At 35.8% G+C, this 26,843-nt stretch carries 27 protein-coding genes; 19 read left to right on the top strand and 8 right to left on the bottom strand.

The window, feature by feature from the left end; translation table 11 throughout:
* Nucleotides 1–32 precede the first annotated feature (32 nt).
* From B6A32_RS19435 to B6A32_RS10195, 12 genes are all read left to right on the top strand, one after another.
* On the top strand, nucleotides 33–254 hold the full coding sequence (locus B6A32_RS19435) for a hypothetical protein (protein ID WP_233131380.1): 222 nt from the start codon (nucleotides 33–35) through the stop codon (nucleotides 252–254).
* Nucleotides 247–1,197, top strand: a complete 951-nt coding sequence (locus B6A32_RS10250) for a hypothetical protein (protein ID WP_233131379.1) — start codon at nucleotides 247–249, stop codon at nucleotides 1,195–1,197. The genes B6A32_RS19435 and B6A32_RS10250 overlap by 8 nt, the downstream gene beginning before the upstream one ends.
* Complete coding sequence (locus tag B6A32_RS10245; protein ID WP_085303612.1) at nucleotides 1,194–2,117, top strand: acyl-CoA desaturase; 924 nt, start codon at nucleotides 1,194–1,196, stop codon at nucleotides 2,115–2,117. The genes B6A32_RS10250 and B6A32_RS10245 overlap by 4 nt, the downstream gene beginning before the upstream one ends.
* A gap of 80 nt (nucleotides 2,118–2,197) precedes the next feature.
* Entirely contained in the window at nucleotides 2,198–2,584 is a 387-nt protein-coding gene (locus B6A32_RS10240; protein ID WP_085303610.1) for a DoxX-like family protein, read from the top strand.
* Nucleotides 2,581–3,027 (top strand): thiol-disulfide oxidoreductase DCC family protein, encoded by a 447-nt coding sequence (locus tag B6A32_RS10235; RefSeq protein WP_085303608.1) that lies wholly within the window; start codon nucleotides 2,581–2,583, stop codon nucleotides 3,025–3,027. The genes B6A32_RS10240 and B6A32_RS10235 overlap by 4 nt, the downstream gene beginning before the upstream one ends.
* Before the next feature lie 77 nt (nucleotides 3,028–3,104).
* A complete protein-coding gene (locus B6A32_RS10230; protein ID WP_085303605.1) occupies nucleotides 3,105–3,449 on the top strand; it encodes a low molecular weight protein tyrosine phosphatase family protein in 345 nt (114 codons plus the stop codon).
* Between the two features lie 336 nt (nucleotides 3,450–3,785).
* Nucleotides 3,786–4,271, top strand: a complete 486-nt coding sequence (locus B6A32_RS10220) for a TlpA family protein disulfide reductase (RefSeq protein WP_085303603.1) — start codon at nucleotides 3,786–3,788, stop codon at nucleotides 4,269–4,271.
* 65 nt (nucleotides 4,272–4,336) lie between these two features.
* Nucleotides 4,337–5,464, top strand: a complete 1,128-nt coding sequence (locus B6A32_RS10215; protein WP_085303602.1) for a M14 family metallopeptidase — start codon at nucleotides 4,337–4,339, stop codon at nucleotides 5,462–5,464.
* A 68-nt stretch (nucleotides 5,465–5,532) separates the two neighbouring features.
* Nucleotides 5,533–7,029, top strand: a complete 1,497-nt coding sequence (locus B6A32_RS10210; protein WP_085303601.1) for an alanine/glycine:cation symporter family protein — start codon at nucleotides 5,533–5,535, stop codon at nucleotides 7,027–7,029.
* Nucleotides 7,030–7,106: 77 nt separating this feature from the next.
* Nucleotides 7,107–7,436, top strand: coding sequence for a hypothetical protein (locus tag B6A32_RS10205; protein WP_085303600.1), 330 nt, complete (start codon nucleotides 7,107–7,109; stop codon nucleotides 7,434–7,436).
* 27 nt (nucleotides 7,437–7,463) lie between these two features.
* The gene (locus B6A32_RS10200) at nucleotides 7,464–7,748 is read left to right on the top strand and encodes a YeaC family protein (RefSeq protein ID WP_085303599.1); all 285 of its coding nucleotides are present in this window, start codon (nucleotides 7,464–7,466) and stop codon (nucleotides 7,746–7,748) included.
* Complete coding sequence (locus B6A32_RS10195) at nucleotides 7,745–10,624, top strand: DUF349 domain-containing protein (RefSeq protein WP_085303598.1); 2,880 nt, start codon at nucleotides 7,745–7,747, stop codon at nucleotides 10,622–10,624. The genes B6A32_RS10200 and B6A32_RS10195 overlap by 4 nt, the downstream gene beginning before the upstream one ends.
* Before the next feature lie 99 nt (nucleotides 10,625–10,723).
* Here B6A32_RS10195 and ansA read toward each other — a convergent pair whose 3' ends face one another.
* Nucleotides 10,724–11,728, bottom strand: a complete 1,005-nt coding sequence (gene ansA, locus B6A32_RS10190) for an asparaginase (RefSeq protein ID WP_085303597.1) — start codon at nucleotides 11,726–11,728, stop codon at nucleotides 10,724–10,726.
* 170 nt (nucleotides 11,729–11,898) lie between these two features.
* Nucleotides 11,899–13,761 carry a signal peptide peptidase SppA gene (gene sppA, locus B6A32_RS10185; protein ID WP_085303596.1) on the bottom strand — a complete coding sequence of 621 codons (1,863 nt, stop codon included), beginning with the start codon at nucleotides 13,759–13,761 and terminating at the stop codon, nucleotides 11,899–11,901.
* A 354-nt stretch (nucleotides 13,762–14,115) separates the two neighbouring features.
* On the opposite strand from sppA, the gene B6A32_RS10180 reads away from it, so the two are divergent.
* Nucleotides 14,116–14,664, top strand: coding sequence for an NAD(P)H nitroreductase (locus B6A32_RS10180; RefSeq protein ID WP_085303595.1), 549 nt, complete (start codon nucleotides 14,116–14,118; stop codon nucleotides 14,662–14,664).
* A 179-nt stretch (nucleotides 14,665–14,843) separates the two neighbouring features.
* Here the strand turns inward: B6A32_RS10180 and asnS are convergent, their stop codons facing one another.
* Nucleotides 14,844–16,244: an asparagine--tRNA ligase gene (gene asnS, locus B6A32_RS10175; RefSeq protein ID WP_085303594.1), complete on the bottom strand. Its 1,401-nt coding sequence runs from the start codon at nucleotides 16,242–16,244 to the stop codon at nucleotides 14,844–14,846.
* 144 nt (nucleotides 16,245–16,388) lie between these two features.
* Between asnS and B6A32_RS10170 the strand changes: the two genes are divergently transcribed.
* Complete coding sequence (locus B6A32_RS10170; RefSeq protein WP_085303593.1) at nucleotides 16,389–16,766, top strand: hypothetical protein; 378 nt, start codon at nucleotides 16,389–16,391, stop codon at nucleotides 16,764–16,766.
* A 92-nt stretch (nucleotides 16,767–16,858) separates the two neighbouring features.
* Here B6A32_RS10170 and bioA read toward each other — a convergent pair whose 3' ends face one another.
* Nucleotides 16,859–18,163 (bottom strand): adenosylmethionine--8-amino-7-oxononanoate transaminase, encoded by a 1,305-nt coding sequence (gene bioA, locus B6A32_RS10165; protein ID WP_085303863.1) that lies wholly within the window; start codon nucleotides 18,161–18,163, stop codon nucleotides 16,859–16,861.
* A 222-nt stretch (nucleotides 18,164–18,385) separates the two neighbouring features.
* Between bioA and bioB the strand changes: the two genes are divergently transcribed.
* Genes bioB through bioD form a run of 4 tightly spaced genes read left to right on the top strand, consistent with a single transcriptional unit; the run spans nucleotide 18,386 to nucleotide 22,046 of the window.
* Nucleotides 18,386–19,366, top strand: a complete 981-nt coding sequence (gene bioB / locus B6A32_RS10160; RefSeq protein WP_233131388.1) for a biotin synthase BioB — start codon at nucleotides 18,386–18,388, stop codon at nucleotides 19,364–19,366.
* Between the two features lie 5 nt (nucleotides 19,367–19,371).
* A complete protein-coding gene (locus B6A32_RS10155) occupies nucleotides 19,372–20,535 on the top strand; it encodes an aminotransferase class I/II-fold pyridoxal phosphate-dependent enzyme (protein WP_085303589.1) in 1,164 nt (387 codons plus the stop codon).
* A complete protein-coding gene (gene bioC / locus B6A32_RS10150; protein ID WP_085303587.1) occupies nucleotides 20,535–21,320 on the top strand; it encodes a malonyl-ACP O-methyltransferase BioC in 786 nt (261 codons plus the stop codon). The genes B6A32_RS10155 and bioC overlap by 1 nt, the downstream gene beginning before the upstream one ends.
* Before the next feature lie 48 nt (nucleotides 21,321–21,368).
* A complete protein-coding gene (gene bioD, locus B6A32_RS10145; RefSeq protein WP_085303585.1) occupies nucleotides 21,369–22,046 on the top strand; it encodes a dethiobiotin synthase in 678 nt (225 codons plus the stop codon).
* A gap of 131 nt (nucleotides 22,047–22,177) precedes the next feature.
* On the opposite strand, the gene pepE is transcribed toward bioD, so the two are convergent.
* The 3 genes from pepE to B6A32_RS10130 all read right to left on the bottom strand — a co-directional run bounded on the left by pepE (nucleotide 22,178) and on the right by B6A32_RS10130 (nucleotide 25,011).
* Entirely contained in the window at nucleotides 22,178–22,906 is a 729-nt protein-coding gene (gene pepE, locus B6A32_RS10140; protein ID WP_101685949.1) for a dipeptidase PepE, read from the bottom strand.
* A 138-nt stretch (nucleotides 22,907–23,044) separates the two neighbouring features.
* The gene (locus B6A32_RS10135) at nucleotides 23,045–23,449 is read right to left on the bottom strand and encodes a type II toxin-antitoxin system HicB family antitoxin (protein WP_085303583.1); all 405 of its coding nucleotides are present in this window, start codon (nucleotides 23,447–23,449) and stop codon (nucleotides 23,045–23,047) included.
* Between the two features lie 791 nt (nucleotides 23,450–24,240).
* Nucleotides 24,241–25,011 (bottom strand): ferredoxin--NADP reductase, encoded by a 771-nt coding sequence (locus tag B6A32_RS10130; RefSeq protein WP_085303581.1) that lies wholly within the window; start codon nucleotides 25,009–25,011, stop codon nucleotides 24,241–24,243.
* Nucleotides 25,012–25,112: 101 nt separating this feature from the next.
* On the opposite strand from B6A32_RS10130, the gene B6A32_RS10125 reads away from it, so the two are divergent.
* The gene (locus B6A32_RS10125; RefSeq protein WP_085303579.1) at nucleotides 25,113–25,718 is read left to right on the top strand and encodes a glutathione S-transferase family protein; all 606 of its coding nucleotides are present in this window, start codon (nucleotides 25,113–25,115) and stop codon (nucleotides 25,716–25,718) included.
* A 106-nt stretch (nucleotides 25,719–25,824) separates the two neighbouring features.
* On the opposite strand, the gene B6A32_RS10120 is transcribed toward B6A32_RS10125, so the two are convergent.
* Complete coding sequence (locus B6A32_RS10120) at nucleotides 25,825–26,721, bottom strand: hypothetical protein (RefSeq protein ID WP_085303577.1); 897 nt, start codon at nucleotides 26,719–26,721, stop codon at nucleotides 25,825–25,827.
* Between the last annotated feature and the right edge of the window lie 122 nt (nucleotides 26,722–26,843).

The following is a 26,843-nucleotide window of genomic DNA, read 5'->3' as shown; positions in this document are numbered from 1 at the left end:
CCTGGGTACTAGAGATAACAGAGAATAATTAAATGGATTTATCAATTTACCTCAATATGATGATTAGTGCCGCTTGGTATTTAATACCGATCTACATATTCACTGTAATCATCAAATCAGCATGGTTTAAAGGCATATTGGGTGAGTGGCAAGTTAACTTTTGGTTACACCCGTTTGGACCGAATACCAAGAATATTCCTATTGTTGTTTTGATTTCTTTAATTATGATCAATAAGGAAGAGCACCATGACTAAGCCTATTTTTAAAGAAATCAGAAACAGAAACATCCTATTGCTAGTGATTATTGGTGTTGTTTCTGTATTAATAAGGTTACTTATGGAGTACAACTTTGACCGTTCAGCATTGTTGTATGTCGGAATCCCATTTTTAATTGCTATCACTCTTCTTTTCATTGAAAGACCCGAACCTCCTCATAATTGGAAAAGGCGCTACGTAAATATAATTATACTTTCGTTGGTCATAATGCTTGGCAGCTCGATCATACTGTTTGAAGGGTTTGTATGTGTCGTAATGTTTATGCCCATTTACTTTTTTATCATATTTTTGATGTTTTTACTTGAAGCATTTAAGAGGTATAGAAAAAGTAAGAATCAAGGGACAAACTATGCACATGTGTTGCCAGTCGTCATACTATTAAGCGCATTTGAAGGCGTGGTTCCCGAATTTAGTTTTGAGAGGGAATACGAAGTTGTCAGTGAAAAAATAGTCTCCGCAAATATCGATGATATTAAAAAACAATTACAACAGCCTATTGAGTTAAATAAGTCCAGACATTGGTTATTAACTCTTTTTCCCATGCCTTATGATATTGATGCAGAAACACTTGTTGCAGGAGATGTGCATACTATTAACTTTCGCTACCACCGATGGTTTGTAACGAATACACACGAAGGTAGTATGAAATTAGAAATTAGTGAAGTAGAAGATAATTACATTCGAACGCGATTTGTTGAAGATACCAGTTATATATCAAACTACCTGAAACTTTATGGTACTGAGATTAACTTAGAGCCAACAGGTAACAATAAAACTAAAGTCATTCTGCGGATAAAATATCACCGTTTTCTAGATCCCGTTTGGTATTTCGGTCCATTACAAGAATATGCTGTTGGAAAGTCAGCTCAATTTCTTCTGGACGAAGTGATAACACCTAAACATTTAGGTAACGACACATGAATGACCACAAAAAAGTAGCCAAGTATCATAACGAACGCATAGACGATTCAGACTTTTGCAATGCTAATGATGGCAAAGTTGTATTATCGAAAACTAAATTGTTTTGGCTCGGCAGTATGTTGCTATTTTCGATAATTGGTGGTGTATTAACATTTTCTCTCGAAGCTCTTCTTGTCTTTGTTATTTCAACGGCAGTCTCACTTTGCTTAGGGCATTCTTTAGGTATGCATCGAAAGTTAATTCATCATAGTTATCAATGCCCGCTATGGCTTGAGTATATTTTCGTTCATCTTGGAGTCATTGTTGGTTTAGCGGGTCCTATAGGGATGATAAAAACACATGATATGCGTGATTGGGCACAACGTCAGCATGAATGTCACGACTACTTTGGTCATAAACAACCAATGCTTATAGATGCCTGTTGGCAGTTGTTTTGTGATTTAAAATTAGATAAACCACCAAACTTTTTGCTAGAAAAGAGAGTCAAAGACGATAGAGTGTTTAGATTTATGGAAAGAACTTGGATGTTACAACAACTTCCCTGGGCGTTGTTGTTTTTCTCAATAGGCGGTATATCTTGGGTTATTTGGGGCATCTGTATGAGGGTGAGTATTTCCATTCTAGGGCATTGGTTTGTAGGTTATTTTGCGCACAATCAAGGTGAGCGAGACTGGCATGTTAAAGGTGCACATATTCAAGGTTATAATGTACGCTTTGCTGCGATATTGACTATGGGGGAAAGCTGGCACAACAACCACCATGCGTATCCTGGATCTGCAAAATTAGGGATCAAATCAGGTCAATCTGATTTAGGTTGGACTGTTTTGATGCTACTACGGAAACTAGGCTTAGTATGGGCGTTGGTTTTACCTCAAGATTTGCCAAATAGACCTGAACTGGAAAACATAGAACCAACATGATCTTTTTAAGTGTTACCCATATATGAGTAACTAACTTTAATAGTAATTCAACCATAATCTAGAATAGAACGAGGTAAACCTTGTCATCAATACAAATTGCAAGATTCATCATTTCCTTTAGCTGGTTATATCATGGGATTTTTCCAAAACTTGTACATATAGCCCCACTAGAAAAGCTAATGACATCCAGTTTAGGCTTATCAGGTGAGTTGTCTTATTTGTTGACTAAATCAGCGGGAGTTGGTGAAGTTATTTTCGGAGTTTTATTCTTTATTTTTTATCGTAATAAAGTGATGGTTATTTTAAACATTATAGGACTTACTGGCTTATTAGCTTTTGTAGCAGTATTACAGCCTCAATTGCTTGTTGAAGCATTTAACCCTGTTACCACCAACATTACTTTAATTGGTTTTAGTTTGATCTTACTTGTCGAATTGGAAAATGAAGATAAAAAGGGGAAGGTGTGAGCGTTGAAAAGTATCCTCCTAACATTGGTGTAAACGATTGTGTGATTCTATTTGATGGTGTTTGCAAGTTATGTAATACCTGGAGTCAATTCATTATCAAGTATGATAGACGAAAGCGCTTCAAACTGTGCAGCGTACAATCTCCAGAGGGCCAGAGCATACTAAAGCATTTCAATATGCCAACTGGTCACTTTGATACGATGCTATATGTTGAAGGTAACCAATACTTTGATAAAAGTGATGCATTTTTAAATATCGTTAATAAACTAGGTTTCCCATGGCGCATATTGTACGTATTCAAAATAATCCCAACGGGAATCAGAAATTGGCTTTATGATCGTATAGCCCTAAATCGATATAATTTATTTGGCAAATACGATAGTTGTATGATTCCAACTAAAGAGAATGAAAATAGATTTCTTAAATCGGAAGGTGAAAAATAAAAGTAATATCAGCGGTAATTATAACTCATTCAGAACTTTCGATTCATTAGAAGCAGTATATATGGAAGGAACATTAATTGAGAAACATCCTATTCATCTGTAGTAAAAATCAGTGGCGTAGCCCTACAGGAGAAAAAATATTTAAAAATCACGCGGAACTAAATGTGAGATCAGCAGGTACTAGTGCAAGTGCCAGGAAAACGGTAAATGCAAAAGACATTCTATGGGCTGACATTATCTTTGTGATGGAAGAAAAGCATAAAAGTAGACTTAAAGCTGAGTTCACCAAATTAGTTAAATATAAAGATATTCAAGTGTTAGATATCCCTGATGAATATCAGTATATGGATGAAGAGTTGATAGATAACATGGAACAGTTCGTTAGTGCATATCTTGGGTTTTTAGATATTGAACCAACGTAAGTATCTGATATTGTCTTGTATTTATGGGCAAGTGTTTGCGGAGATACTGTTTATTTTTATTATAAGATTAACTGGAATTATCAATTTATCTAAATATGATGTTCAGTGCCGCTTGGTATTTAATACCGATTTTCATATTTGCTGTCATCATAAAACCTGTATGGTTCAAAGGTGTATTGGGTGAATGGCAAGTTAACTTGCTCATTAAATCATGAGTGATTAAAACTTAATGACTTAATAAAATCAAAGTTACAAAATAGTTTTATTTATCTTGAATAATAAAAGCCTTTATCCGGTCTCATTAAGTACTCAATGATTTTACAGGATTAAATCACTTTGTTGCGAAGCTTACTTTTACAGGCGTTGGTGTTTTTCTTAATTTTTAATGCTATTTCTATGCTGCGAGAAACTGATATGTTATCAAGCAGCGATGATGTTGTGCCTAATGTACATAACCTTAAAACCACTGCCAATACAGATATTGCTTTGACTGCTAACGGGAAAAAAACCATTGTTTATTTTTTTGCTCCTTGGTGTCAAATTTGTAATATGAGTATTGATAACTTACAGAATATTTATCAAAAAAATCCTCAAATAAATGTTGTTGCTGTCGCATTAGATTTTGTTGATGATGACGAGGTGCTAGCTTTCACTTCAAAGCACCAATTAACCTTTCCGGTTGCTTTCGGTAATGAAAGAGTAAAAGCTGACTTTAAGGTGCAAGGTTACCCGAGTTATTATGTTTTAGATGGCCAAAACACGGTTGTTGCTCGATCTTTAGGCTATTCAACTGAAATAGGGTTGTATTTAAGGACTCTTTAGACTTCTGATCTTTTAAGTGTTTGTGTACACTATTGCCATCATAAAATTAATGAGCAGATCACTTTATGCAAATATCTTCAAACTTCGATTCAGGTAATATCGATGTTATCTCAGCAGAAACCCCAAACAATATTCAGTTAGCCATTAAAAAAGACCATAATTCAGAATTTTATCAATGGTTTCATTTCAAACTTCATAATACCGAACATTCAGAACATGTAATGCATTTAACTAATGCTGGTAAATCTGCTTATGTAGAAGGATGGAAAGACTATCAAGCGGTTGCATCTTATGACCGCCAACATTGGTTTCGTGTTCCTACATCGTTTGATGGTGAAAACCTTTCAATAACTTTTACCCCTGAATATGACTCAACTTATTTTGCTTACTTTGCGCCATATAGTTACGAGCGTCATCAAGATTTAATTCACAGTGCTCAATTAGATATTGATTGCCAATTACAAGTGTTAGGACAAACCCTTGATGGCCGTGATATGTCGCTATTAAAAGTGGGTGAAGAGGGCGAAGGTAAAAAAGTTATTTGGATAACTGCGCGTCAGCATCCAGGTGAATCTATGGCTGAATGGTTTATGGAAGGTTTTATTGATCGTTTATTAGATGAAGACGACGGTGTTGCGCGTTCGTTGCTCAATAGCGCTGTATTTTATTTAGTGCCTAACATGAATCCAGACGGTTCGGTTCGTGGGCACCTTCGCACTAATGCTAACGGGATTAATTTAAACCGCGAATGGCAAACACCAACCATGGAAAATAGCCCTGAAGTTTATCTTGTTAGAGAAAAAATGCTCGAAACTGGCGTAGATATGCATTTAGATATTCACGGCGATGAAGCACTACCGTTTAACTTTGTTGCCGGCAGCGAAGGTGTTCCTTCTTATAATGCTCGAATTAAAGATCTTGAAGATAATTTTAAAAATGTATTGTTAGCTATTACCCCTGAATTTCAAGATGACGAAGGTTATGATAAAGACGAACCAGGTAAAGCGAATTTAACGGTTGCAGCAAACTGGGTAGGTGAGCAATTTAAATGTTTAGCTTACACCGTTGAAATGCCATTTAAAGACAATGATTTATTACCTGATTTTAGTGTGGGTTGGTCAGACGAGCGCAGTAGCTTGTTCGGGCGTGACTTTCTTACCGCTATTTATCATGTAGTAGATGATTTACGATAATACTTAAATATAAAAATTAATTACAACAGATATACTTTAAAAAAAATAATAATTATTAGGAGTCTCTAGTGCAAGAAATTGTAAATACATTAAATAACATTATCTGGAGCCCAGCATTGATTTATCTTTGCTTGGGTACTGGATTATTTTTCTCTGTAATCACTCGGTTTGTGCAAGTTCGACAGTTTCGTGAAATGTGGCGTTTGCTGATATCCGGTAAAAGTTCAGAGAAGGGTATATCTTCATTTCAAGCACTAGCGGTTTCGTTATCGGGCCGTGTTGGCACAGGTAATATTGCCGGTGTTGCAGCTGCCATAGGCTTTGGTGGCCCAGGAGCGGTATTTTGGATGTGGGTTGTTGCATTTTTTGGTGCAGCTACCGCTTATATTGAATCTACAAATGCACAAATTTATAAAGAAGAGCAAGACGGTTTATACCGTGGTGGTCCTGCTTATTACATTGAAAAAGCCATGGGACAAAAATGGTATGCTTGGATATTCGCTCTTGCTACCATTATTGCTTGTGGGGCCTTGTTACCAACGGTGCAATCTAACAGTATAGGTGTTGCCGTTACTATGGTGTTTGGTACTGGTAATATTGTAGAAACTGCAATTGGTCCAATTGAAATGACCAAGCTTTATACTGCTGTGTTTATTGTGTTAATACTTGGTTTTATCATTTTTGGTGGTGTTAAACGTATTGCAAGTTTCACCCAAGTGGTTGTGCCATTTATGGCATTAGCCTACATTATTATTGCTTGTGTGATGATTTTCTTACACATAGATCGTTTAGGCGATGTATTTATGTTGATCATCACTGATGCATTCTCTCCTATGGCTGGTGTAGGTGCCGCTATTGGTTGGGGTGTCAAACGTGGAGTTTATTCAAACGAAGCAGGGCAAGGTACTGGTCCTCATGCTGCCGCTGCTGCCGAAGTTGATCATCCAGCTCAACAAGGTTTAGTACAAGCATTTTCAGTTTATATTGATACCTTGTTCGTTTGTACCGCAACTGCTTTTATGATTTTAATTACCCAATCATACAATGTACAACTACAAGGCTCGGGAAGTTTTATAGTACAAAACATTGCTGGCGACATTGCGGCTAACAGTCCTGCTTATACCCAAATTGCGGTAGAAAGTATGTTAACCGGCTTTGGTAAACCGTTTATTGCTATCGCATTATTCTTTTTCGCTTTCACTACTATTTTAGCGTACTACTTTATTGCAGAGAATAATGTATCTTACATAAAACGCACATTTAACTTTCCTGCCTTAACGTTTTTATTAAAATTGTTAATTATGGTGGCAACATTTTATGGCACCGTTAAAGCTGCTGATATTGCTTGGGGTATGGGCGATGTTGGTGTTGGCATGATGGCTTGGTTAAATATTATTGGTATTTTGGTGATATTTTTTATATCTAAACCTGCGATTAAAGCATTAAAAGATTACGAAAGACAAAAAAATTCGGGTGTTGAAGAATACACTTTTGATCCAAAAAGTCTCGAAATAGAAAATGCCGATTTCTGGGAAGATCGTTTTGAAAAGCGAAATAAAAAATAATTGTTAATTACTGAAAAAAAACGCCCGCAAGGGCGTTTTTTTTAGGTAAAATAAAGTATCGAAACAGAGGTATGAAAATGGCCGTAATAAATTGTCCAAGTTGTAAGAAAAAAATATCAGATAAAGCAAAAAGTTGTGAGCATTGCCAAATTGATTTAACAACCTTAGATGCTGAAAAAATAGCGAATATAAAACGTGTAAGTGCCGTAGAAAAATCGCAACAATTGATGACGCATTCTTTTATCGCCATGTTACTATTTTGTGGTGGTTTTCTTTTTCTATATTGGCAAGATGCCCAACCAGGCACTTGGCAGTATGTAGCAGCAATTACCAGCACTATTTTAGGTTTTATTCTTTACATTATTACCCGAGTCAGACTTATTTTAGCCAAACGCAGCAAAGCTTAATTAACCTAATTTTATAAAGAGATATTGATGGATATCATGCAGTTAGTTGACACTATGTCAGAAGATATGTATTTACGTTTAAAATGCGCAGCTGAAACTGGCAAATGGCCAGAAGGTACAGTTGTGGCGAAAGAACAGCAATTAAGTGCTTTACAAATTACCATGGCATATCAAGCTAAACATTTAAATTCAGATCAAACGCTTTCTATTAGCTCAGAAGGTGAAATGATCATTAAAACAAAACGTGAACTTCGTTCAGATTTCCCTTCAGCGTTAGACAGCAATGACATTGCTAGGTTTTCAGATATATGATTTTTTCTAAGTTTTTAAAAAAGAAATGGCAACATAAAAATACTAGCGTACGTGTAGAAGCAATTAATTCAAGCTTATCAATAAATGAACCAGAACAGTTAGCGGTTATTCAAGATCTTGCGACTAATGATGAAAGTGAAAATGTACGTCGTGCTGCACTTATAAAGCTTAATAACTATCAATCTTGGTTATTACATAGCCAAGAAAATACCTTATTAAAAGTGCAGCAATATGCAGCAAAAAAAGTTGCTAGCATTTTAATGAATGAAGACGAAATTAAAATTTCTGAAGCAGAGAAGCTCGCCTTTATTGAAAACTCGAACAATTTTAGTTTTTTTGAATCTTGGTTAAAAACGGCAGAAGAAACGGCTTTGATCATTACATTATTTGAAAAAATAGCCAGTAAATCACAGCACAATGACCAAACAAGTAAGTTAGCGATAAAGCCACAACTACTGCTTAACTTATTTAGTCAAAAGCAAAGTGAAGAAGTACAAGGCTATATTCTTAATAAAGTTGATGATTTAGATACCTTAGAAAAATTAAAGAAAAAATCTCAACTTAGCGTAATAACACAGCAGTTAAATGAGAAGATAGCGAAATTACAATTTAGTATTGATCAACCGATTGTATTGCGTAAAAAAATAGATTTAGTTTTAGCTAAACTACAAGCATTAAAAGATCAATACGACTATCAAGTATATCTAGAAAAACGCACTAACTTAAATGTTGAATGGCAAACATTAATAACAGAGTTTGCCAACTTTGAATCTTTGCAAGATAGCGTTCTGCTTTCCAAACATAAAACCATTACTGTGCAACTTGATAAACTTTTTGCCGCAAAAGCTGAGCAACATGCCCAAGCTGAAATTGCTAGAGAGTTACTTGATAGCCAAGAAAAGTCACGCGTTCATTTTGATAAAACATTAACGATTATTGATCAAACGCTAACGACCAGTATTTTTGAGAATGATCATATTGAAGAGCAGCAATATCAAACGCTTTTCGATAAATTAACCAGTGAAATTATAGCTTCGCCGTTAGCCAAAGAAGAGCAAAATAGTTTTATTGCTAAAATTTGTCAACAACAACAAAAGCTACAAAAATTACCTGAAATTGCCCAATCTGTAAGTGACGCTACACATTTAATATCAAAAATTTCACAGTTATCTATGCCTACCTCGGTATTAGAAATGAATGAACGTTTGCCGGTATATCAAGATTGGTTAAGCAATTGGCAAGATGTTGAGAAAAACGCGGCAGGCATTTTGCCTGACTCAATTAAGAATGCCGCCAGTGAAATACAACGTAAATGGCGTCAAGCTGTTAAACCTTTGCAACAAATTCAAAAGCAAGAGTTTGGTGTAGCGCAGAAAAAACTGCACGATGTTAAAAGACTAATTGCTTCAGGTAAATACAATGCCGCGTTTGGTGTTTTCAAAAAAGCAACGCAATTGTTTAATGCTTTATCTGAACAACAAAAAAACCGCATTCAAAAAGACTATGATGCGATTAATGAAAAAATTACCGAGTTGGCTGATTGGGAACATTATATTGCAACTCCGCGCAAGCAACAGTTGTTAACTGATATAAAAATTATTGTTGAAACACCTCTTGATAATCCAAACGAGCAAGCTGAAAAGGTGAAGCAATACCGTAAAACTTGGAATAGTTTAGGTCATGCTGACGATGAAGCTGAACAACAATTAAATACCGAGTTTAATCAACTTTGTGAAGCAGCTTTTGCGCCATGTCGTTTATTTTTTGCAGAACAAGAAAAATTACGTGCGCAACATTTGCAAACACGTCAATCTTACCTCGAACAAGCTACTTTGCTTGCTAACACTTTACCTGTTGAATCTGTAGATCAAAGTTCGGATCAAGGTTCAGATAAAATTTCAACGGTAGACTTTAAGTCTTTAGAACTTGAACTAAATCAACTGATTAAACAATGGCAAAGTGCAGGGCAAGTTGATCGCGCCCTTTATCAGGAAATAAATCAACAGTTTAATAACACGTTGCAGCCAGTTAAATCAGCCATTAAAGTTTTTCATGAACAAAACAAGCAACTGAAACAGCAGCTCATTAGTTCAGCTAAACAATTGCTAGATCAAGACGATGTTTTTTCCGCGGTTAACCAAGTTAAAGCGTTGCAAAACAAATGGCGTAGTATTGGTTATGCCGGCCATAAAGTTGAAAATAAACTTTGGCAAAACTTTAGAAAAATTAATGATGATATTTTTGCTAAACGCGATCAACAATCAGCGCTTGAAAAATCGGTAAGTACAGCTAAAGCGACTGAGTTAGAGTTAAGTTTACAAACCTTACTAACGCAATATTCACAAGTTGATCAATTACCTGACTTACAAGATTTTAAACAAGCATTAGAAACATTGCAGCTTGAAGTAATGCAACAAAAACCTAAGTTGCTTAAGTTAGAAAAACAAATTATTGCTAAAGATAAATCTTTATCTAAGAAAATAGCTGACTGTAAACAAGCGAATGAGAAACAGCAATGGTTACATTTATTTGCAACACTTGAACAAGGCGTTACCAATAAAACTGAGTTCACCGAGCAAGATGAATTCCAGAATTTAAGTACATTTTGGCAAAAGAAATTAAAAGACTTAGCCAATAAAGATATTGTGGCAGATCGGAAAACGGCAACCTTAGAGCTAGAAATTTTATCTGGTATTCCTTCTCCTAGTGAATTACAACAAAGTAGAATGGAAGTGCAGGTAAATTTAATGCAGACTCAAATGTTGTCGGGAACGCCAATTGATTTAGAAGATAAATTTTCACATTGGTTAATGTTAGGAAAGTTTGAGCAGAACGATCTTGTTTTATTAGATAGAGTTAAACCTATCTTTCAATAATACATCAATTAAAATTTAAACTGATCTTTAACTATCAGCTGTCCATAAACGGACAGCTGATCACTTGAAATTGATAGCGCTTATAAAAGTTGTTATGCGTTAACTTAATTCGCCGCGTAAACTTACTTCTAATAGTTGGCAAATTTTCTCATGACTATAGTCTTTACTTAATAAGTAATGAAGTTTGGTTAATGTTGCTTCTAAGGTCATATCATTTCCGCTAATTACACCAATTTTACTTAGCGCGTTACCTGTTGCGTAACCTTTCATATTCACTGTACCTTTAATACACTGACTACAATTAACGATAACAATGCCATTATCGTTAGCTTGTTTTAAACAATCTAACATTGCCTGGTTTTGCGGTGCGTTTCCTACGCCATAACTTCGAATAATTAAAGCTTTAACCGGCTGCTTAATAATGTTTTTAATTAACTCAACAGATATGCCTGGGTACAGATGAACCACACCTATGGGCTGTGGCGTAATTTGCGCTAATTTTAATGGCTGAGAAATAGGCTGAGTTATTTTACCCTCGATTAACTTAATGTTAATACCAGCCTCAAGTAAAGGCGGCAAGTTAGGTGAATCGAAAGCATTAAAACCATCAGCATAAGCTTTGATACTTCGGTTACCTCTGAAGAGTTTATTATTAAAAAACAAACCAACTTCGTTTATAGGGAAATTAGCAGCAATGAATAGTGCGTTGAGTAAATTCTCTTTACCATCAGAGCGTAATTGGCTAAATGGTATTTGTGACCCGGTAACAATAACAGGCTTACTTAAATTTTCTAACATAAACGACAAAGCCGAGCTGGTGTAAGCCATGGTGTCGGTTCCATGAAGTACAACAAAGCCATCGTAATCATCGTAATGTTTTTTTATATCGTTGGCGATGTGTTGCCAGTCAGTAGGTGACATATTAGATGAGTCAATTAATGGGTGATATTCATTAATTGTAAATTCTGGCATCTCTTCTCGATGAAAATCAGGCGTTTTCATTATTGCGTCAGTTAAATGCTGTTTCTGTGGAATGTATCCATCTTTACTTGGTTTCATACCAATTGTACCGCCGGTATAAGCGATATATATACGTTTTTTCATGGCGTAAGTCTTATGATAAAGTGACCTAATTAGAAATTGGTCAAAGTAGGATTATTATTACAAATAATTGTATCACACAGTGTTAATAAGCTTTCTAGATAAAGCATGATTAAATTAAAAAAAAGCCCTGACATTTCGAGGCTATTGTTAAACGTATATTGACGATTTACTTAGTCAATGTCACACGCCAAGCAGAAAGAATAAATGCCTTGAGGATCATTTAATTGAGCCAGCTGCTTTAACTCAAGTGATAACTGGCTGATAATTTTTGTAATACTGTTTTCGCTATGCTGTTTAGTTTCTGTCTCACCTAAGTAAGTTAGCGCTTGACCAAATAAACTCTGCAAAAATAATGCTCTTGAGCTTTTTTCTTTTTCAATAAGCATTGTATTGTAATCTTGCAAGCCGGCAAGCTCTGCAGCAGCTTCAATTGCGTTATCAATATTACCTAAAGCATCAACTAAACCAAGTTCCATCGCTTTTTTGCCTGACCATACTCGACCTTGTGCTATGGCATCAACTTCTGCAGTACTCATATTTCGATTACGCGCAACCAATTCAATAAAGTCACGGTAACCGCGCTCTATGTTTAATTGCACTATGCTTGCCATACCCGGGGTTAGTTCTTGGGTTAAACCAAAACCGGCAATGTCTGTAGTGCCAACACCATCAGTATAAATGCCTAATTTACTTAAGGTATTTTCAAAGGTCATAAAAAAACCAAATATTCCGATTGAACCCGTTATTGTAGTAGGGGAAGCGTATATTTTGTCAGCTGGTGCTGAAATCCAATAGCCACCTGAGGCAGCATAAGTGCCCATAGAGGCTACAACAGGTTTTCCTGCCATTTTTAATAATTCAACTTCTTGTCGAATAACTTCTGACGCATAAGCACTGCCACCCGGACTATCAACCCTTAATACAACAGCTTTTACTTCTTCATTCATTCTTGCTTTGCGAAGCAGTGCAGCAGTTGAAGCACCCCCTATGGTGCCAGGTTTTTGCTCACCATCTAAAATAGTGCCTTTGGCTACAACCACCGCAACTTTATCGCCGTTAAAAATCTGTGTGGCAAATGGATTTTGAATAACATTTAAGTAATCGTTAAAAGCTATTTTTTTATAACCTTGTTCACCATCACTACCTAACATACCAATTAACTCTTGGTTAATTTGTTCTCTTGTTTTTAATGCGTCAACCCAGTTGTTCGCTAATGCGTATTCAGCAATATTGCCATTTGCCGCTTTTAATTTTGCTACGAGCACATCAACATCTTCGTCAAAATTGCTGACATCGAAATTTCGTTGTTGAGCAACATCAAATTTATATTGTTGCCATAAATCAGTTAACCATAATTGATTGGCTTCTTTTGCAGCATCAGACATATCATCTCTAATATAAGGTTCTACGGCTGATTTATAAGTGCCAACGCGAAATACATGTTGGCTTATAGATAGCTTGTCTAATGCAGATTTAAAATAAAGTTGGTAACGACCATAGCCGTCTAATAACATCCAGCCTTTAGGGTTTAACCAAACTTCATCCGCAAAACTGGCGAGATAATATTGGTTTTGGCTGTATTGTTCGCCAACAGCAATAATTTTTTTACCGCTATCTTTAAATTGGCTTAGCGCTTGGGCAATATCACTTAATTTAGTAATGCCTGAGCCGCTCATATTTTTTAGATCTAACACGATCATACTAATGTTGTTATCTGTTTCAGCGTGCTTTATTACCGATATTATATCGGCTAATAGTACCTCTGGCGCGGTATCAGGTTGTTCGAGTGCCTCACTGACAAAAGCATCTATTGGATCTATTTCATGCTTTTGCTCTACCACATCGCCAGTAATGTTTAATACTAATGCCGAACCTGGTTTCACCACTATGGTTTCTTCACCACCAGTTAAAGTGAGTATTAAAATTAACAACACGGTAAAAAACACTAAATTAATAATAATTTTTCTTGAGGTATTAAGTAGGCTAAAAAAACCGAAGGTGATTCGAGCTACCATACTTTTATTTTCTTTCATAAAGCTTGTCTGCAAAACGTTTTGTATTATATATGCTACATGCTACTGAATATTATTGTAATTAAGTAGTCGCAAATGTAACTAATTTTGTCCAAATGTTATTTAGAAAGAATTTCTCTATTTTTGTACTGATATCATTATGAATAATTGTATTATTAATGGTAAAGTTGAAGCTAAATTAAATATAAATTTTAGCTATATTATTTAATGACAAATATGATTTAACCTATATTATTACAGGCAGTTAGAAACTTATTTATGCCGGTAATATAGGAGGAAGTCAGTCCTTTTTTCGTTTTATTTACCAGTTAATTTTGGCTCCAAGGATACCAAACTAAAGGAATTTAAGAATTTATGAATGTATTAGAGTTTTTACATACTCGCCAATCTAATCCTCATTTACACGGTGATACACCAGAACAAGAGGTTATTGATAATATTCTCAAGGCGGGAATGCGCGTTCCAGACCATGCAGGGTTAACACCTTGGCTATTTACCGTTATTAAAGATGATGGCTTAACTAAGTTAAGTAAGGCATTTAAGTCTGCTGTTATCACTGGTGGTGCTGATGAAGCCAAAATAGAAAAAGCGGCTAAAATGCCATTTAGAGCACCATTAATTATTGTCGTAAGTACAAAATTTCATCAACATGTTAAAGTGCCTAAACAAGAGCAATTAATAGCAGCGGGCTGTGCAGTACATGCCATGCAAATGGCCGCTACATGTTTAGACCTTGGTTCGGTTTGGCGCACAGGTGAAATGAGTTATCATCCGTTAGTTAAAGAGCGTTTAAATATTGAACTTCATGAAGAAATTGTTGGTTTTTTATATATTGGTGAAGCAGCTAAAGACTTACCATTAAAAACCAGCAAAGATTTTCAAGAATACGTTAGTTATTTTTAACGTAGTAGATCAACATTAAATAAGTTTTCAATCGAGATAATGTTCCACTGAAAAGTGCTTAAAAGTGAGCATCGAGCAAGTGCTGCTTTTCCAGAGTTCAGTTTATTTAGCTTAATAAAAAACCCTCTATAAAGAGGGTTTTTTAATGTCGAAATAACATTAATTGGTATTAATCGAGATTAGAATGCCGCATTATTTGGTGTTCTAGGGAAAGGGATCACGTCACGTACATTTTGCATACCTGTTGCATAAGCAACTAAACGTTCAAAACCTAAACCAAAACCTGAATGTGGAACAGTACCGTAACGGCGTAAATCACGATACCAACTGTAATCTGCTGGATCTAAATTCATTTCTGCTAAACGTTTATCAAGCACATCTAATCGTTCTTCACGTTGACTACCACCAATAATTTCACCAATACCCGGAGCTAAAATATCCATAGCAGCAACGGTTTTACCATCGTCATTTAAACGCATGTAAAAAGATTTAATATCTTTCGGGTAGTTTTGTAAAACAACGGGGCCATTAAAGTGTTCTTCAGCTAAGTAACGCTCGTGTTCTGAGTTTAAATCAACCCCCCAAGCAACTTTGTTTTCAAACTTTTTACCACAGTTTTCTAATATAGTGATAGCGTCGGTGTAATCTAAACGTACAAAGTCGTTATTAATAACAGAGTTCAATCTGTCTACAACTGTTTTATCAACGCGTTGTTGGAAGAAAGCCATATCGTCAGCGCGTTCTTCAAGTACAGCTTGGAAAACATATTTCAGCATTTCTTCAGCTAAGTCAGCGGCATCTGATAATTCAGCGAAAGCGATCTCAGGCTCGATCATCCAAAACTCAGCTAAATGTCGAGTAGTGTTAGAGTTTTCAGCACGGAATGTTGGTCCAAAAGTATAAACTTTAGAAAGGGCACAACAATAAGTTTCAACGTTAAGTTGGCCTGAAACAGTTAAGAACGTTTCTTTACCAAAAAAGTCTTGATTATAATCGACTTTTCCTTGGTCGTTTAACGGTAAGTTTTCCATATCTAGGGTACTAACGCGGAACATCTCGCCAGCACCTTCACAGTCACTACCGGTAATTAATGGTGTGCTGATCCAGAAGTAACCTTTGCTATGTAAAAAACGGTGTACCGCTTGCGCTAAGGTATTACGAACACGAGTAACTGCACCGCCTATATTAGTGCGAGGGCGTAAATGTGCTTGTTCGCGTAAAAATTCAATACTGTGACGTTTTGCTGCCATAGGGTAAGTATCAGGATCTTCTACTAAACCTAATACTTCAACTTGCTCTGCTTGTAATTCAAACGACTGACCTTGACCTGGAGATTCTACCAAGATACCGGTAATTTTAACCGCAGCGCCCGTGGTAAGTTTTAAGATATCAGTCTGATAATTATCCAAGTTATTCGGAGCAATTGCTTGAATAGCGTCGAAACATGAACCGTCATGAACTGCTAAGAATGAGATACCTGCTTTCGAATCGCGACGTGTGCGGATCCAACCATGGATAGTAATTGATTCATTAACAGGATATTTTCCTGCCAAGATATCAGTAATTGCAATGACTGACATTTAAACCTCTTTTTTGTCAAAAATGTTCTCTAATTTTAAGGATTGATATGTTACCTTGCTTGTAAGGTTTAACAAGTAAAAATTGCTAAATCTTGTCTTTATAAAAAGAAAAATGACAATTAGAGATAAAAGGCGGTATGAAGTATGAAAAATACGAGAGAAGAGCGAAGGAATACTGCTGATTTTTGGACTTATTTATTGAGATTTTTAGCCATCGTTGGTTGGGGCTTATTTATTTTCGCTTTAATAGTTTCTTACTACGCAGCACCTGAGTCGGATTACGGCATATTACGTTACCATGATATTGAAATTCGGAAATTCTGGTTAACACCTTTAACTGGCTATTTATATATTGTGTTATGGCTAAGTGCACTAAGTAGTTATTTTTGTTTGATTTTAGATAAGTATCGTAGTCGCCGAAAAAGTGATAGTAAGCACTTTAATATATTGTTATTACTTATTATAACTATCGCCTGGGTAAGCTTTATTTTAGTTCAAATTGCTGAGTCTAAAATAATTTAAAGATTAAATAGGTAAGTGGCAGTTAATCATTTAATCATTTAATTATTTTCTTAAATGTATTAACTGCTTAGTTTATTCATTATCAGGGGATATTAGTTTCGAATAAAACACTTATCTTCATCTAGCACGATAGAGATTGCCTTTATCAGAGTAGTTAATTCGGCTTCATTGCTGATAAAAGGCGGCATAATATATATAAGCTTGCCAAATGGGCGAATCCAAACCCCTAGCTCAACAAAACGTTTTTGTATTTCTGCCATATCAACATTTTCTGTTGCCTCAACGACACCTATACCACCTAAAATTCGAATTTCTGCAACTCGATTATGAGTTTTTAAGGGTAACAACTGCTGTTGAAATGTACTTTCAATATCAGCAATTTGTTGCTGCCATTCATTACGTTTTAATATAGTTAAACTGGCGTTAGCCACAGCGCATGCAAGTGGGTTGCCCATAAATGTAGGTCCGTGCATAAAGCAGCCAGCTTCACCATTACTTATTGTGTTAGCTATTTCATCTGTACATAAGGTGGCAGCAAGTGTCATATAACCGCCTGTTAGTGTTTTGCCTAAACAAATAATATCTGGGCTAATATCCGCCCACTCGCAAGCAAATAGTTTTCCGGTGCGGCCTAAGCCGGTAGCAATTTCATCGGCGATGAATAGAACATTATATTGGTCGCAAAGCGCACGGCAGGCTTTTAAGTAATTTGGGTGGTATATACGCATACCACCCGCACCTTGCACGATAGGTTCAATAATAAAGGCTGCTATTTCATGGTGATGTTTGGCAAACATTTCAGCGAGTGGTTCAATATCTTTAACATCCCATTGCTCATCAAAAGCTATAGAGGGAGCAGGTGCAAATAAGTTTTTCATTAACACAGGTTCAAATAGTTGATGCATGCCATTTACCGGGTCGCAAACCGACATAGCGGCAAAAGTATCGCCATGGTAACCATTTTTAACGGTGAGTATTTTATGCTTTTCAGGCTTATTTTTACTGTGCCAATATTGTAACGACATTTTTAATGCTACTTCAACAGCGACAGAGCCGCTATCACTTAGAAACACTTTATTCAAACCAGGTGGTGTTATTTCGATTAAGCTTTTTGATAGCGTAATAGCAGGTTCATGCGTTAAGCCGCCAAACATAACATGAGAAAATTTTTCAGTTTGATTAATTAATGCTTGATTCAATTCTGGATGATTATAACCATGCAATACTGACCACCAAGAAGACATACCATCAATAACTTTTTCGCCACTGGCTAAATTTATATGAACACCATTCGCTGATTCAACTAAATAAGAGGGTAATGGTTTCGACATAGAAGTGTAGGGATGCCAAACGTGGTTTTTATCAAATTCGAGTAATTCTGTTTGTTTATTGTTCATATGTAAGGTTTGATTAAGTAAATTAGTTGACATATTGCAGTTGACGCATAGACTACCCGTTAATAATGCTAGATGCAATTTCAAAACGAGTGAATAATTATGACACAGCAAACATCAGCGGTAAGTCAATCTTCTACCAATACAGCCGCTAATAATAGCAACCAAGGTAACAGTGAAGTACGCCATAATTGGCAAGCAGCAGAGGTAAATGCGCTGTTTGAAATGCCATTTAATGATTTGATGTTTAAAGCCCAAGTTATACACCGAGAAAACTTTAACCCTAATGAAGTACAAGTTAGTACTTTATTGTCAATTAAAACTGGGGCATGTCCCGAAGATTGTAAATATTGTTCGCAAAGCTCTCGCTACAAAACAGACATAGATAAAGAACGGTTAATGGAAGTGCAAAAAGTACTTGAAGCTGCACAAATAGCTAAAGACCAAGGTTCAACACGTTTTTGTATGGGTGCAGGGTGGCGTAATCCAAAGGCAAGAGATATGCCGGCTGTTGTTGAAATGGTTAAAGGTGTTAAAGCATTAGGGCTTGAAACTTGTATGACACTTGGCATGCTCTCAGCAGAACAAGCTGATGAATTACAAGATGCAGGCTTAGATTATTACAACCATAACTTAGACACATCGCCTGAGCATTATAATCAAATTATTACAACTCGCACATACCAAGATCGTTTAGACACCTTAAGCAATGTACGTAGCTCTGGCATGAAAGTTTGTAGTGGCGGTATTGTAGGTTTAGGTGAAGAAAGTAAAGATCGCGCTTCTTTATTAGCACAACTGGCTAACCTTTCTCCACAGCCTGAAAGTGTTCCTATTAATATGTTAGTTAAAATTGAAGGGACGCCACTTTCTGATGTTGCAGATTTAGACCATTTTGAATTTATTCGTTGTATTGCCGTAGCACGTATTATGATGCCAAAAAGTCATGTTCGCTTGTCAGCAGGGCGTGATGCTATGAATGAACAAATGCAAGCAATGTGCTTTTTAGCTGGTGCTAACTCTATATTTTACGGTTGTAAATTGTTAACTACTGGTAACCCAGAAGCGAACAAAGATATGATGTTGTTTGATCGTTTAGGCATTAACACGGAAACTATCGCAAGTTCAGAGATTGACGAAGCTAAGCTTAAAACCGCTGTTGTTGACCAACAAAACAGTGATTTATTTTATAACGCTGTCAATTAACCTGTATGGCGTTTGAGTTTTTATCCGCCAATTTAGCACAGCAAAAACAGCGTGCACGTTATCGTGTACGCCAAAATGTAGCTGAGCAAAGCGGGCGGTATGTCACTATTGATGATAAACGTTATTTAAATTTTTCATCAAATGATTATCTTGGTTTAAATCATCATGCAGAAATTAACCAAGCACTCACCGAAGGCGCTGAGCGTTTTGGTGCCTGTGCTAGTGGCTCTAGTTTAATTACCGGTTATTCTTATGCGCACCAAGCATTAGAAAATGATATTTGTGATTGGCTCAACCAACCTAAATGTTTACTCTTTGCAAGTGGCTTTTCAGCAAATAACGCATTAATGCATGCGCTAGGGCATGAAAGCTGCCAGCTTTATTTAGATAAACTCAGCCATGCATCCTTAATTGATGGTGCTTTAACAAGCGATGCTAAAGTAAAACGTTTTTTACACAACGATACCGCACAACTCCAGCGATTTTTAACGCAGCAACAAGCATTAGCAACAGAATACGACACCAATATAAATAGCGTAATTGTTTCTGAAGGTGTGTTTAGCATGGATGGAGACCAAGCTGATGTTGCTAATCTTGCCAAAATTGCACAGCAACATCAGGCGCTACTTTATTTAGATGACGCACATAGTATTGGTGTTATTGGTGACAAAGGGCAAGGCAGTAGTAGTATCGCCAAAGTTGATATTGTCATGGGTACTTTTGGTAAAAGTATTGCAACGAGTGGTGCATTTGTCGCCTGTGATGAATTGTTGGCTGACTACCTGGTTAATTTCTCACGCCACTATATTTATTCAACCGCTATTTCGCCAGCGTTAGCGTGGGCAACTAAAAAGAGTATTGCCATTATTCAACATGAGCATTGGCGAAGAGAAAAAATTGCAGAACTAAGTCAATTACTGGCGTCAAAACTCAGTGACAAAATACAATTAATAACAAATTCTTCATCAATTCATGCCATAGTTATTGGTGATGAAATTGCTACGCTTGAGGTTTGTAAAAAGCTTAGAGAAAAGGGGATTTGGCTGACTGCTATACGCCCACCAACGGTACCAAATAAAAGCTCAAGGTTACGCGTAACCGTAACTGCGAGTCACGAAGATAAAGATATCAATTACTTAGCTGATTGTATCAATGAGGTTATAACATAATGTCTGAAAAGACGAATCGTTTTAAGATAGCAAAATCTTTTGGTTCTGCTAGTAGTTCTTACGACACTTCTGCACGTTTACAACGTTATTGTGGCAAACATTTAATGCCATGGTTGCCTAATCGTAACGATTTAACTGCATTAGATTTAGGCGCGGGCACAGGTTTTTTTACCGAGCTTTTAGCCAGTCGTTATCAGCAAGTTATTGGCTTAGATATTTCGAAAAAAATGTTAAATTATGCTAAAGACAATCGGGATAATACTATTTATTGGTTAGAAGCCGATGCATATAAAATACCGTTACAAGATAAAAGTATAGATTTAGTGTATTCGAACTTGATGATCCAATGGTGTGATCCACTCGATTTAGTACTAGATGAAGTTATGCGGGTACTAAAGCCTGGTGGTTTATTTGTTTTTAGTACTTTAATTGATGGTACTTTATTTGAATTGAAATCGGCTTGGGCGCAAGTAGATAATGACCAACATGTAATTGACTTTAAACCTGAGTGTGAAATTAGACCTTTATTAAGCGGGCCAGATCGTAAGTTACTCGATACTAAGCAACAAGATGTCATTTTAGAATATGAAAATGTTTTACATCTTGCCCATGAATTAAAAAGCTTAGGTGCCAACCATGTTCCTAAAAAGCGGGCTAAAGGCCTTGCGGGTAAAGACAAGTGGCAAAGAATGACTAAAAGTTATCAAGACTTTATAGAGCCTTCTGGAATATACCCAGCAACTTACAAAGCGTTTTCTGGTGTGGTTGTAAAGTTAAGTGATTAACGCACTTAACCCTACTTTTATAAATTTTAAGCTATAGAGCTAGTCACTATGTTAAAAATATTCATTTCTGCAACGGATACAGATGCTGGTAAAACTTATGCCGCACAAGCTATTGTGCAAGCGTTGGTTACAGCGGGTAAAAAAGTTGCGGTTTACAAACCTATATCCGCCGGTTGCGAGTTAATTAATAACGTTCTGGTTAATGAAGATGCTATGTTGTTACTTAAGCAATCCAATTGCGACCAAACAATTTCGCAAGTTAATCCCATAGCGTTTGAACAACCAATAGCCCCTCATATAGCTGCTGCAACTTTACAAAAGTCGATCAGTATTCATGACATTGAGGATGGCTACAATGAAATAATTGATTTAAATGCTGACGTAATTGTTTGTGAAGGTGCCGGAGGTTGGCGCTTGCCACTTGGGCAGGGAAAATTTTTATCTGAGTTTGTACAAGCTAGTGCTCAAGGTGTGATATTGGTAGTTAATATGAAACTGGGTTGTTTAAACCATGCTGTTTTGTCTTATCAAGCTATAATAGCCGATGGCTTACCTTGCTTAGGTTGGATAGCTAATTGTACAGAAAATATGCCATATTTATCAGAAAACATTAATGAACTAACGCAATTATTACCCGTTCCTAAACTAGCTGAATTACCTTTTGATAACGATATTAGTACTGCTGCCAAACGAATAGATATTTCATTATTTACTGCACTTAATTAATCACCATTTTTTAAGCAACGTGCGATTACTTGCTATATAGCAATGTTCTGTATAAACCCGATATAACTTTCATAGTTTAAAATTATTCATAACGTATGAAAGTTATATCAGCTTAAAATAATTTATAGGGTTTATAATAAGTGGTTTAAACTATCTTCGGTGGTTATTACAGATTTATTGCCTGATTTAAACACAAATCCATTCGCCTGTGATAATGGGCCAGATAAACCCGAAGTTAATCTCATGGTATCTTGCTTAATATCTAATGCACTGCCTTCAACAATCGCTACAATGGGGGTTGAAGGGTTTAACACCATAAATTCTGCTAAACGTTGTTCACGCGTTTCACCATTGTGTCCTGCAGGGTTATGCTCGGTATAGTGTGGGTTTAGCTGAAAATCTACAAGTTGTAGGGCGTTAAAGCTTTTTGGCTCAATAATCGGCATATCATTGGTTGTACGAATAGTTAGCCCCGCAATATTTGACCCAGCACTCCAACCTATATAAGGCATGCCCGTTGACACTTTATGTTGAATAGATTCAATTAACTCGTTCTGGTACAACTGATGTAACAAATGAAAAGTATTACCACCACCAACAGCAACAGCTTGCGCATTATTAACGGCAAGAACAGGGTCATCACATTCATGTATACCTGTTACCTTAATCCCTATCTCATTTAATGCCGTTTGCACTTTAGCAGTGTATTCATCATAACTTAATGAAACTCCAGCGTAAGGAATAAATAACAGTTCGGTTACTCCATTAAGCTTAGTTTTAATCATTTCTAACGCGTGATTTAAATATTCTGTTGAGCCAACTCGAGAGCTGCTCAGTAGCAAAAGGTTTGAATTTTCTATCGACAATGTCTTTACCTTCAAAATTATAAATTGAATTTGTTATGCCTATAATACCAAAGCAAATGTCTGACTTAATACCTTTACCTTAGATTATTGTTATTTTTTCGATCCGTTATTCACTATTATATTAAAAGCTTTTTAATTCGTTAGCTCCGTTAAGCAGGCCATCGCTATAAAGCCCGACCGGGTTTTATACTCAGATGATTTAGCCACCCGATCATCAATTTGCTTTATTAATAACTCAGGTAAGGTGACATTAATTTTATGACTTTTCCCCATATACGGAACGATATCAAAATCTAATATTCCCCAAATTGGAGAGGGGTCAGAACACACAGACATGTGCGCTTCAATTGTCTTTGCATGAGGTACTTGTTCACCATATTCAACAAGTATTTTTAAGTGCGAAACCATCGCCTCATTTAACAACAAAAAACCTTCATCCATTGTTGATGCTTTAACTTGGCAACCAGGTAAATCTACAACAGAAAATAAGTAATTATTCTCTTGGTTATTTCGTGAAACCAAAACCGGATATTTCATCAATTAACTCCTTAATCATTCCTTTTTATAGCTTAACCCCAGTAACTCTAAATTACAACAACCAGATAACTCTAGGGGTTATTATATCTCTGTGCTCAATAACTCTGACAACCCCTAGCTCTCACGGTTAAATAACTCCAACAACTCTGAATTTTATATGAAGTGACTATTCACTTACAATTAAAGGTTTTAAAAATAGATAAAATTTTTTAATGAATATTTTTGTTTGGACAATATTTCTATAAAATCAGCCTATAGATTCATGCCAATGAAATAGAGTTATCAGGTATATTTAATGACTAAATTGTTTATATTTTTAGTGAGGTATGCTGAGGGATTAATGCAGTAATACATACATCAAATTTTACTTTTAACCACTTTATACTGGCTATGTTTGGTTATTCAAATACCCGAAAAAAAGCTGATAAACATGCAAAATAGATAAACTTTATTTAAGTAGTTCAGCTCAGTATTTCATCTCAGTTAGTAGCTAAATAAACATCATTATTTAAGACAAATTTTGATTAAAATCGCTAAAGATTAAGCCTTGTTTATTGGAAATACCCAAGCCTTTTGAAGATGCAGAATTCAGTAAAAAGTTTGGGTATAACATAGCAAATTAGTAAGAGAAATTTTGAGGTGAACTGAGCAATAAGCAAACTGTAAACTACGCTGTTTTTGATGTTTATTTTAAAACGAAATCTATTCCGTTTTGTTTTTTAGACGTTATTTTTTAGCCTGTTGCAACATTTGTAAATGGCCACCGTAAACGCTAAATATTAATTATAAGCCTACCAGTAATTTTCAAAACTAAATTGCCCAGGTGAGCGTCTTAAATGTTTTTCAAATCCTAATTCGATTAAAATATCTCTCGTGTCATGTACCATTGCCGGGTTGCCACATAAGTAAAAAAAGCTGTTGTGCTTTTGTGGATAAATATTTATTGCTTGCATTAATCTCTTATTTTTTAATAGTTCAGGAATTCGTCCTGACATTATGTCAGGGTGTTGTTCTCTGGAAACAATAGGGAGATAACGTAATTTTCCAGCATAACGTTGTAGAAGTTTTTTAATTAACGTTTGATAGACCAATTCCGCTTTAGTTCGCACTGCGTGTACTAATACGATTTTTTCAAATCTCGTTTGTGTTTCATTTTCATCTAACAAAGACAAAAATGGACCGATGGCAGTACCCGTTGAAAGTAACCACAGTTCACTTACCTTGGCTGGGATCTCAGCAAGTGTCATAAACCCACTGGGCTTATCTCCTACGTACACCTCATCTCCTATTGTTAACTTTGCGAGTTTTGGGCTTAAACTGCCATTGGGTACGTTAATAATTAAAAACTCCATATTACTTGGTCCAGCTTTATGATTAGGAGAGTTTACAAATGAATATGCTCGCCTTAGCCATTCACCATTGCTGTCTAATAAAGCTAATTTTGTAAATTGTCCTGCAGTATAAGAGCTAATATTGGCATTTACTGTGATAGAAAACTCATTGTGTGTCCATTGCTTAAGCTTGACTACTTCGCCCTTAACAAAGCCTTTAGGGATAATCATGATAGTGGTCCTATGTATATATAAATATAAACCGTTATATGATTAACTATAGAACTCGGTCATTATTTTTCCTAACCATTTATTGAATAAAGGAGATTGCTTTGAAGGTATACGGTGATAGTCAGTCTGGGAACTGCTATAAGGTACAATTAACTTGTGCTTTGCTTAATATTGAATACCAATACCAGCCTATAAACATTCTCAAAGGCGATAATAAAACGCCTAGTTTTTTAAACAAAAGTGCAAGTGGTAAAATTCCGTTGCTTGAACTTGACGATGGTCGGTGTTTAGTGGAATCAAACGCTATTATTAATTATTTGGCAAATGGCAGCTATTTATTACCAGTAGATCCATTTTCTTTAGCTAAAGTGCAACAATGGCAATTCTTCGAACAATACAGCCATGAACCCTATATCGCCGTTGCACGTTTTATAGAAAAGTATCTAGGCTTGCCTAATAATAGGCGTGACGAGTATTTATCAAAACAAGCAGGTGGCTATAAAGCCTTAGATTTAATGAACCAACAACTTGAACGTAGTGAATATTTAGTTGGTGATAAGTTAACTACAGCCGATATTTCATTATTTGCATATACACATGTTGCCAATGAAGGGGGCTTTAATCTATCAAACTTTGCCGCTATTAATGCTTGGATTTCGCGGGTTAGAGGGCAAAAGGGGTTTATTTCGATGGGGCAAGATAACTAGTGCACTCTAATAAACAAAATTATTACGCACTTTTTTAGCTAAAAGTGCGTAAATGCTGAATTAATTAACGATGTCTTAGTATTCAACTAATCGAACCTAGTCACTATTAAAGCTTATGCTTTTCAACTTCATTGAGGTTAATTTCGTAAACATTTCTACCAATACCATGAAATTCTTCATCAGTAAAAATAATAGTTTCTTCATCTAGAAAAGTAATGGCTTCTTTTTGAGTGACAATACCTAAATCAATTCGGTATTTATCGCCTGAAAAGAAATCGTCACCTTGCCAGTTTTCAAACAACCAAATTCGTTGTGAGTCTAACAATGCTAATCTTTTCTTATCAGGGCTTAGTGCAGCTGATGTTATCCAACACAGTTTTATTGCTAAAGTACAGGTTTTAAACTTACTAATTTTTTTCGCGTCATAATTAGCAGCATGATCACCAATTTTATATAAATTAGTTATGCCATTAAAAGGTACCATGCGATTTTTTGTGAAAAGGTATAAGTGCCTTTTATAAAAAACAAATGCTTCTACATCAAACTCCATTTCACTGGGCTTTGGTGGGAAGTTTACATGTTCTGGATATTTAAACTTTATAATTTCTGCTTGGGTAGTGTCGCCTTTTATATCAATAGGATTTTCTATTTTATAAATGGTTAGCCATTTTCTTAGATTATCGTTATTGCCAAAGTCCCCGAGAAAGAAATGACCAAAATCATCTTGAGTCATATCTTCCCAGTCAATATTTTTAGCGTTTGTAACGGTTATCGTTTTCTCTACACTGCCTTTATCATTAATGAGGTATAAATTAGGATCATCACCGCCATCATTAATGGCCCAAAGGTTTTTATGCACATCGAACTCTATACCTGATATTTCCTTAAGCTGAGGATCTATAGTGGCATATTTGTTTTTATAAAGTTTATAACTATTGGTCGCTACAATTATGACAACCGCTATAGCACTTCCGGTGAAAAATCCGGCGAGTGTTTTTTTCATATATTTATGGCCACAAAATTTTACGATTAAATTACTTTAAAGAATAACAGGGAATGATAATTATTTCTGTCTCATTTTGTAATTAATTCAGTTAGTTATTGGTTATTTGCATTATTTTCACA

It is taken from the genome of Colwellia polaris (assembly GCF_002104515.1).
Classification (GTDB): domain Bacteria; phylum Pseudomonadota; class Gammaproteobacteria; order Enterobacterales; family Alteromonadaceae; genus Cognaticolwellia; species Cognaticolwellia polaris.
The sequence above is the reverse complement of the archived record's forward strand: the minus strand, read 5'-3'. Positions and strand labels throughout refer to the sequence as shown.

Bases quoted from the DNA above. Each gene is read 5' to 3' on its own strand.
- B6A32_RS19435 (WP_233131380.1), top strand. From the start codon at position 33: ATGGATTTATCAATTTACCTCAATATGATGATTAGTGCCGCTTGGTAT.
- B6A32_RS10250 (WP_233131379.1), top strand. From the start codon at position 247: ATGACTAAGCCTATTTTTAAAGAAATCAGAAACAGAAACATCCTATTG.
- B6A32_RS10245 (WP_085303612.1), top strand. From the start codon at position 1,194: ATGAATGACCACAAAAAAGTAGCCAAGTATCATAACGAACGCATAGAC.
- B6A32_RS10215 (WP_085303602.1), top strand. From the start codon at position 4,337: ATGCAAATATCTTCAAACTTCGATTCAGGTAATATCGATGTTATCTCA.
- B6A32_RS10205 (WP_085303600.1), top strand. From the start codon at position 7,107: ATGGCCGTAATAAATTGTCCAAGTTGTAAGAAAAAAATATCAGATAAA.
- B6A32_RS10200 (WP_085303599.1), top strand. From the start codon at position 7,464: ATGGATATCATGCAGTTAGTTGACACTATGTCAGAAGATATGTATTTA.
- B6A32_RS10195 (WP_085303598.1), top strand. From the start codon at position 7,745: ATGATTTTTTCTAAGTTTTTAAAAAAGAAATGGCAACATAAAAATACT.
- ansA (WP_085303597.1), bottom strand. From the start codon at position 11,728: ATGAAAAAACGTATATATATCGCTTATACCGGCGGTACAATTGGTATG.
- sppA (WP_085303596.1), bottom strand. From the start codon at position 13,761: ATGAAAGAAAATAAAAGTATGGTAGCTCGAATCACCTTCGGTTTTTTT.
- B6A32_RS10180 (WP_085303595.1), top strand. From the start codon at position 14,116: ATGAATGTATTAGAGTTTTTACATACTCGCCAATCTAATCCTCATTTA.
- asnS (WP_085303594.1), bottom strand. From the start codon at position 16,244: ATGTCAGTCATTGCAATTACTGATATCTTGGCAGGAAAATATCCTGTT.
- B6A32_RS10170 (WP_085303593.1), top strand. From the start codon at position 16,389: ATGAAAAATACGAGAGAAGAGCGAAGGAATACTGCTGATTTTTGGACT.
- bioA (WP_085303863.1), bottom strand. From the start codon at position 18,163: ATGAACAATAAACAAACAGAATTACTCGAATTTGATAAAAACCACGTT.
- bioB (WP_233131388.1), top strand. From the start codon at position 18,386: ATGCCATTTAATGATTTGATGTTTAAAGCCCAAGTTATACACCGAGAA.
- B6A32_RS10155 (WP_085303589.1), top strand. From the start codon at position 19,372: ATGGCGTTTGAGTTTTTATCCGCCAATTTAGCACAGCAAAAACAGCGT.
- bioC (WP_085303587.1), top strand. From the start codon at position 20,535: ATGTCTGAAAAGACGAATCGTTTTAAGATAGCAAAATCTTTTGGTTCT.
- bioD (WP_085303585.1), top strand. From the start codon at position 21,369: ATGTTAAAAATATTCATTTCTGCAACGGATACAGATGCTGGTAAAACT.
- B6A32_RS10135 (WP_085303583.1), bottom strand. From the start codon at position 23,449: ATGAAATATCCGGTTTTGGTTTCACGAAATAACCAAGAGAATAATTAC.
- B6A32_RS10130 (WP_085303581.1), bottom strand. From the start codon at position 25,011: ATGATTATCCCTAAAGGCTTTGTTAAGGGCGAAGTAGTCAAGCTTAAG.
- B6A32_RS10120 (WP_085303577.1), bottom strand. From the start codon at position 26,721: ATGAAAAAAACACTCGCCGGATTTTTCACCGGAAGTGCTATAGCGGTT.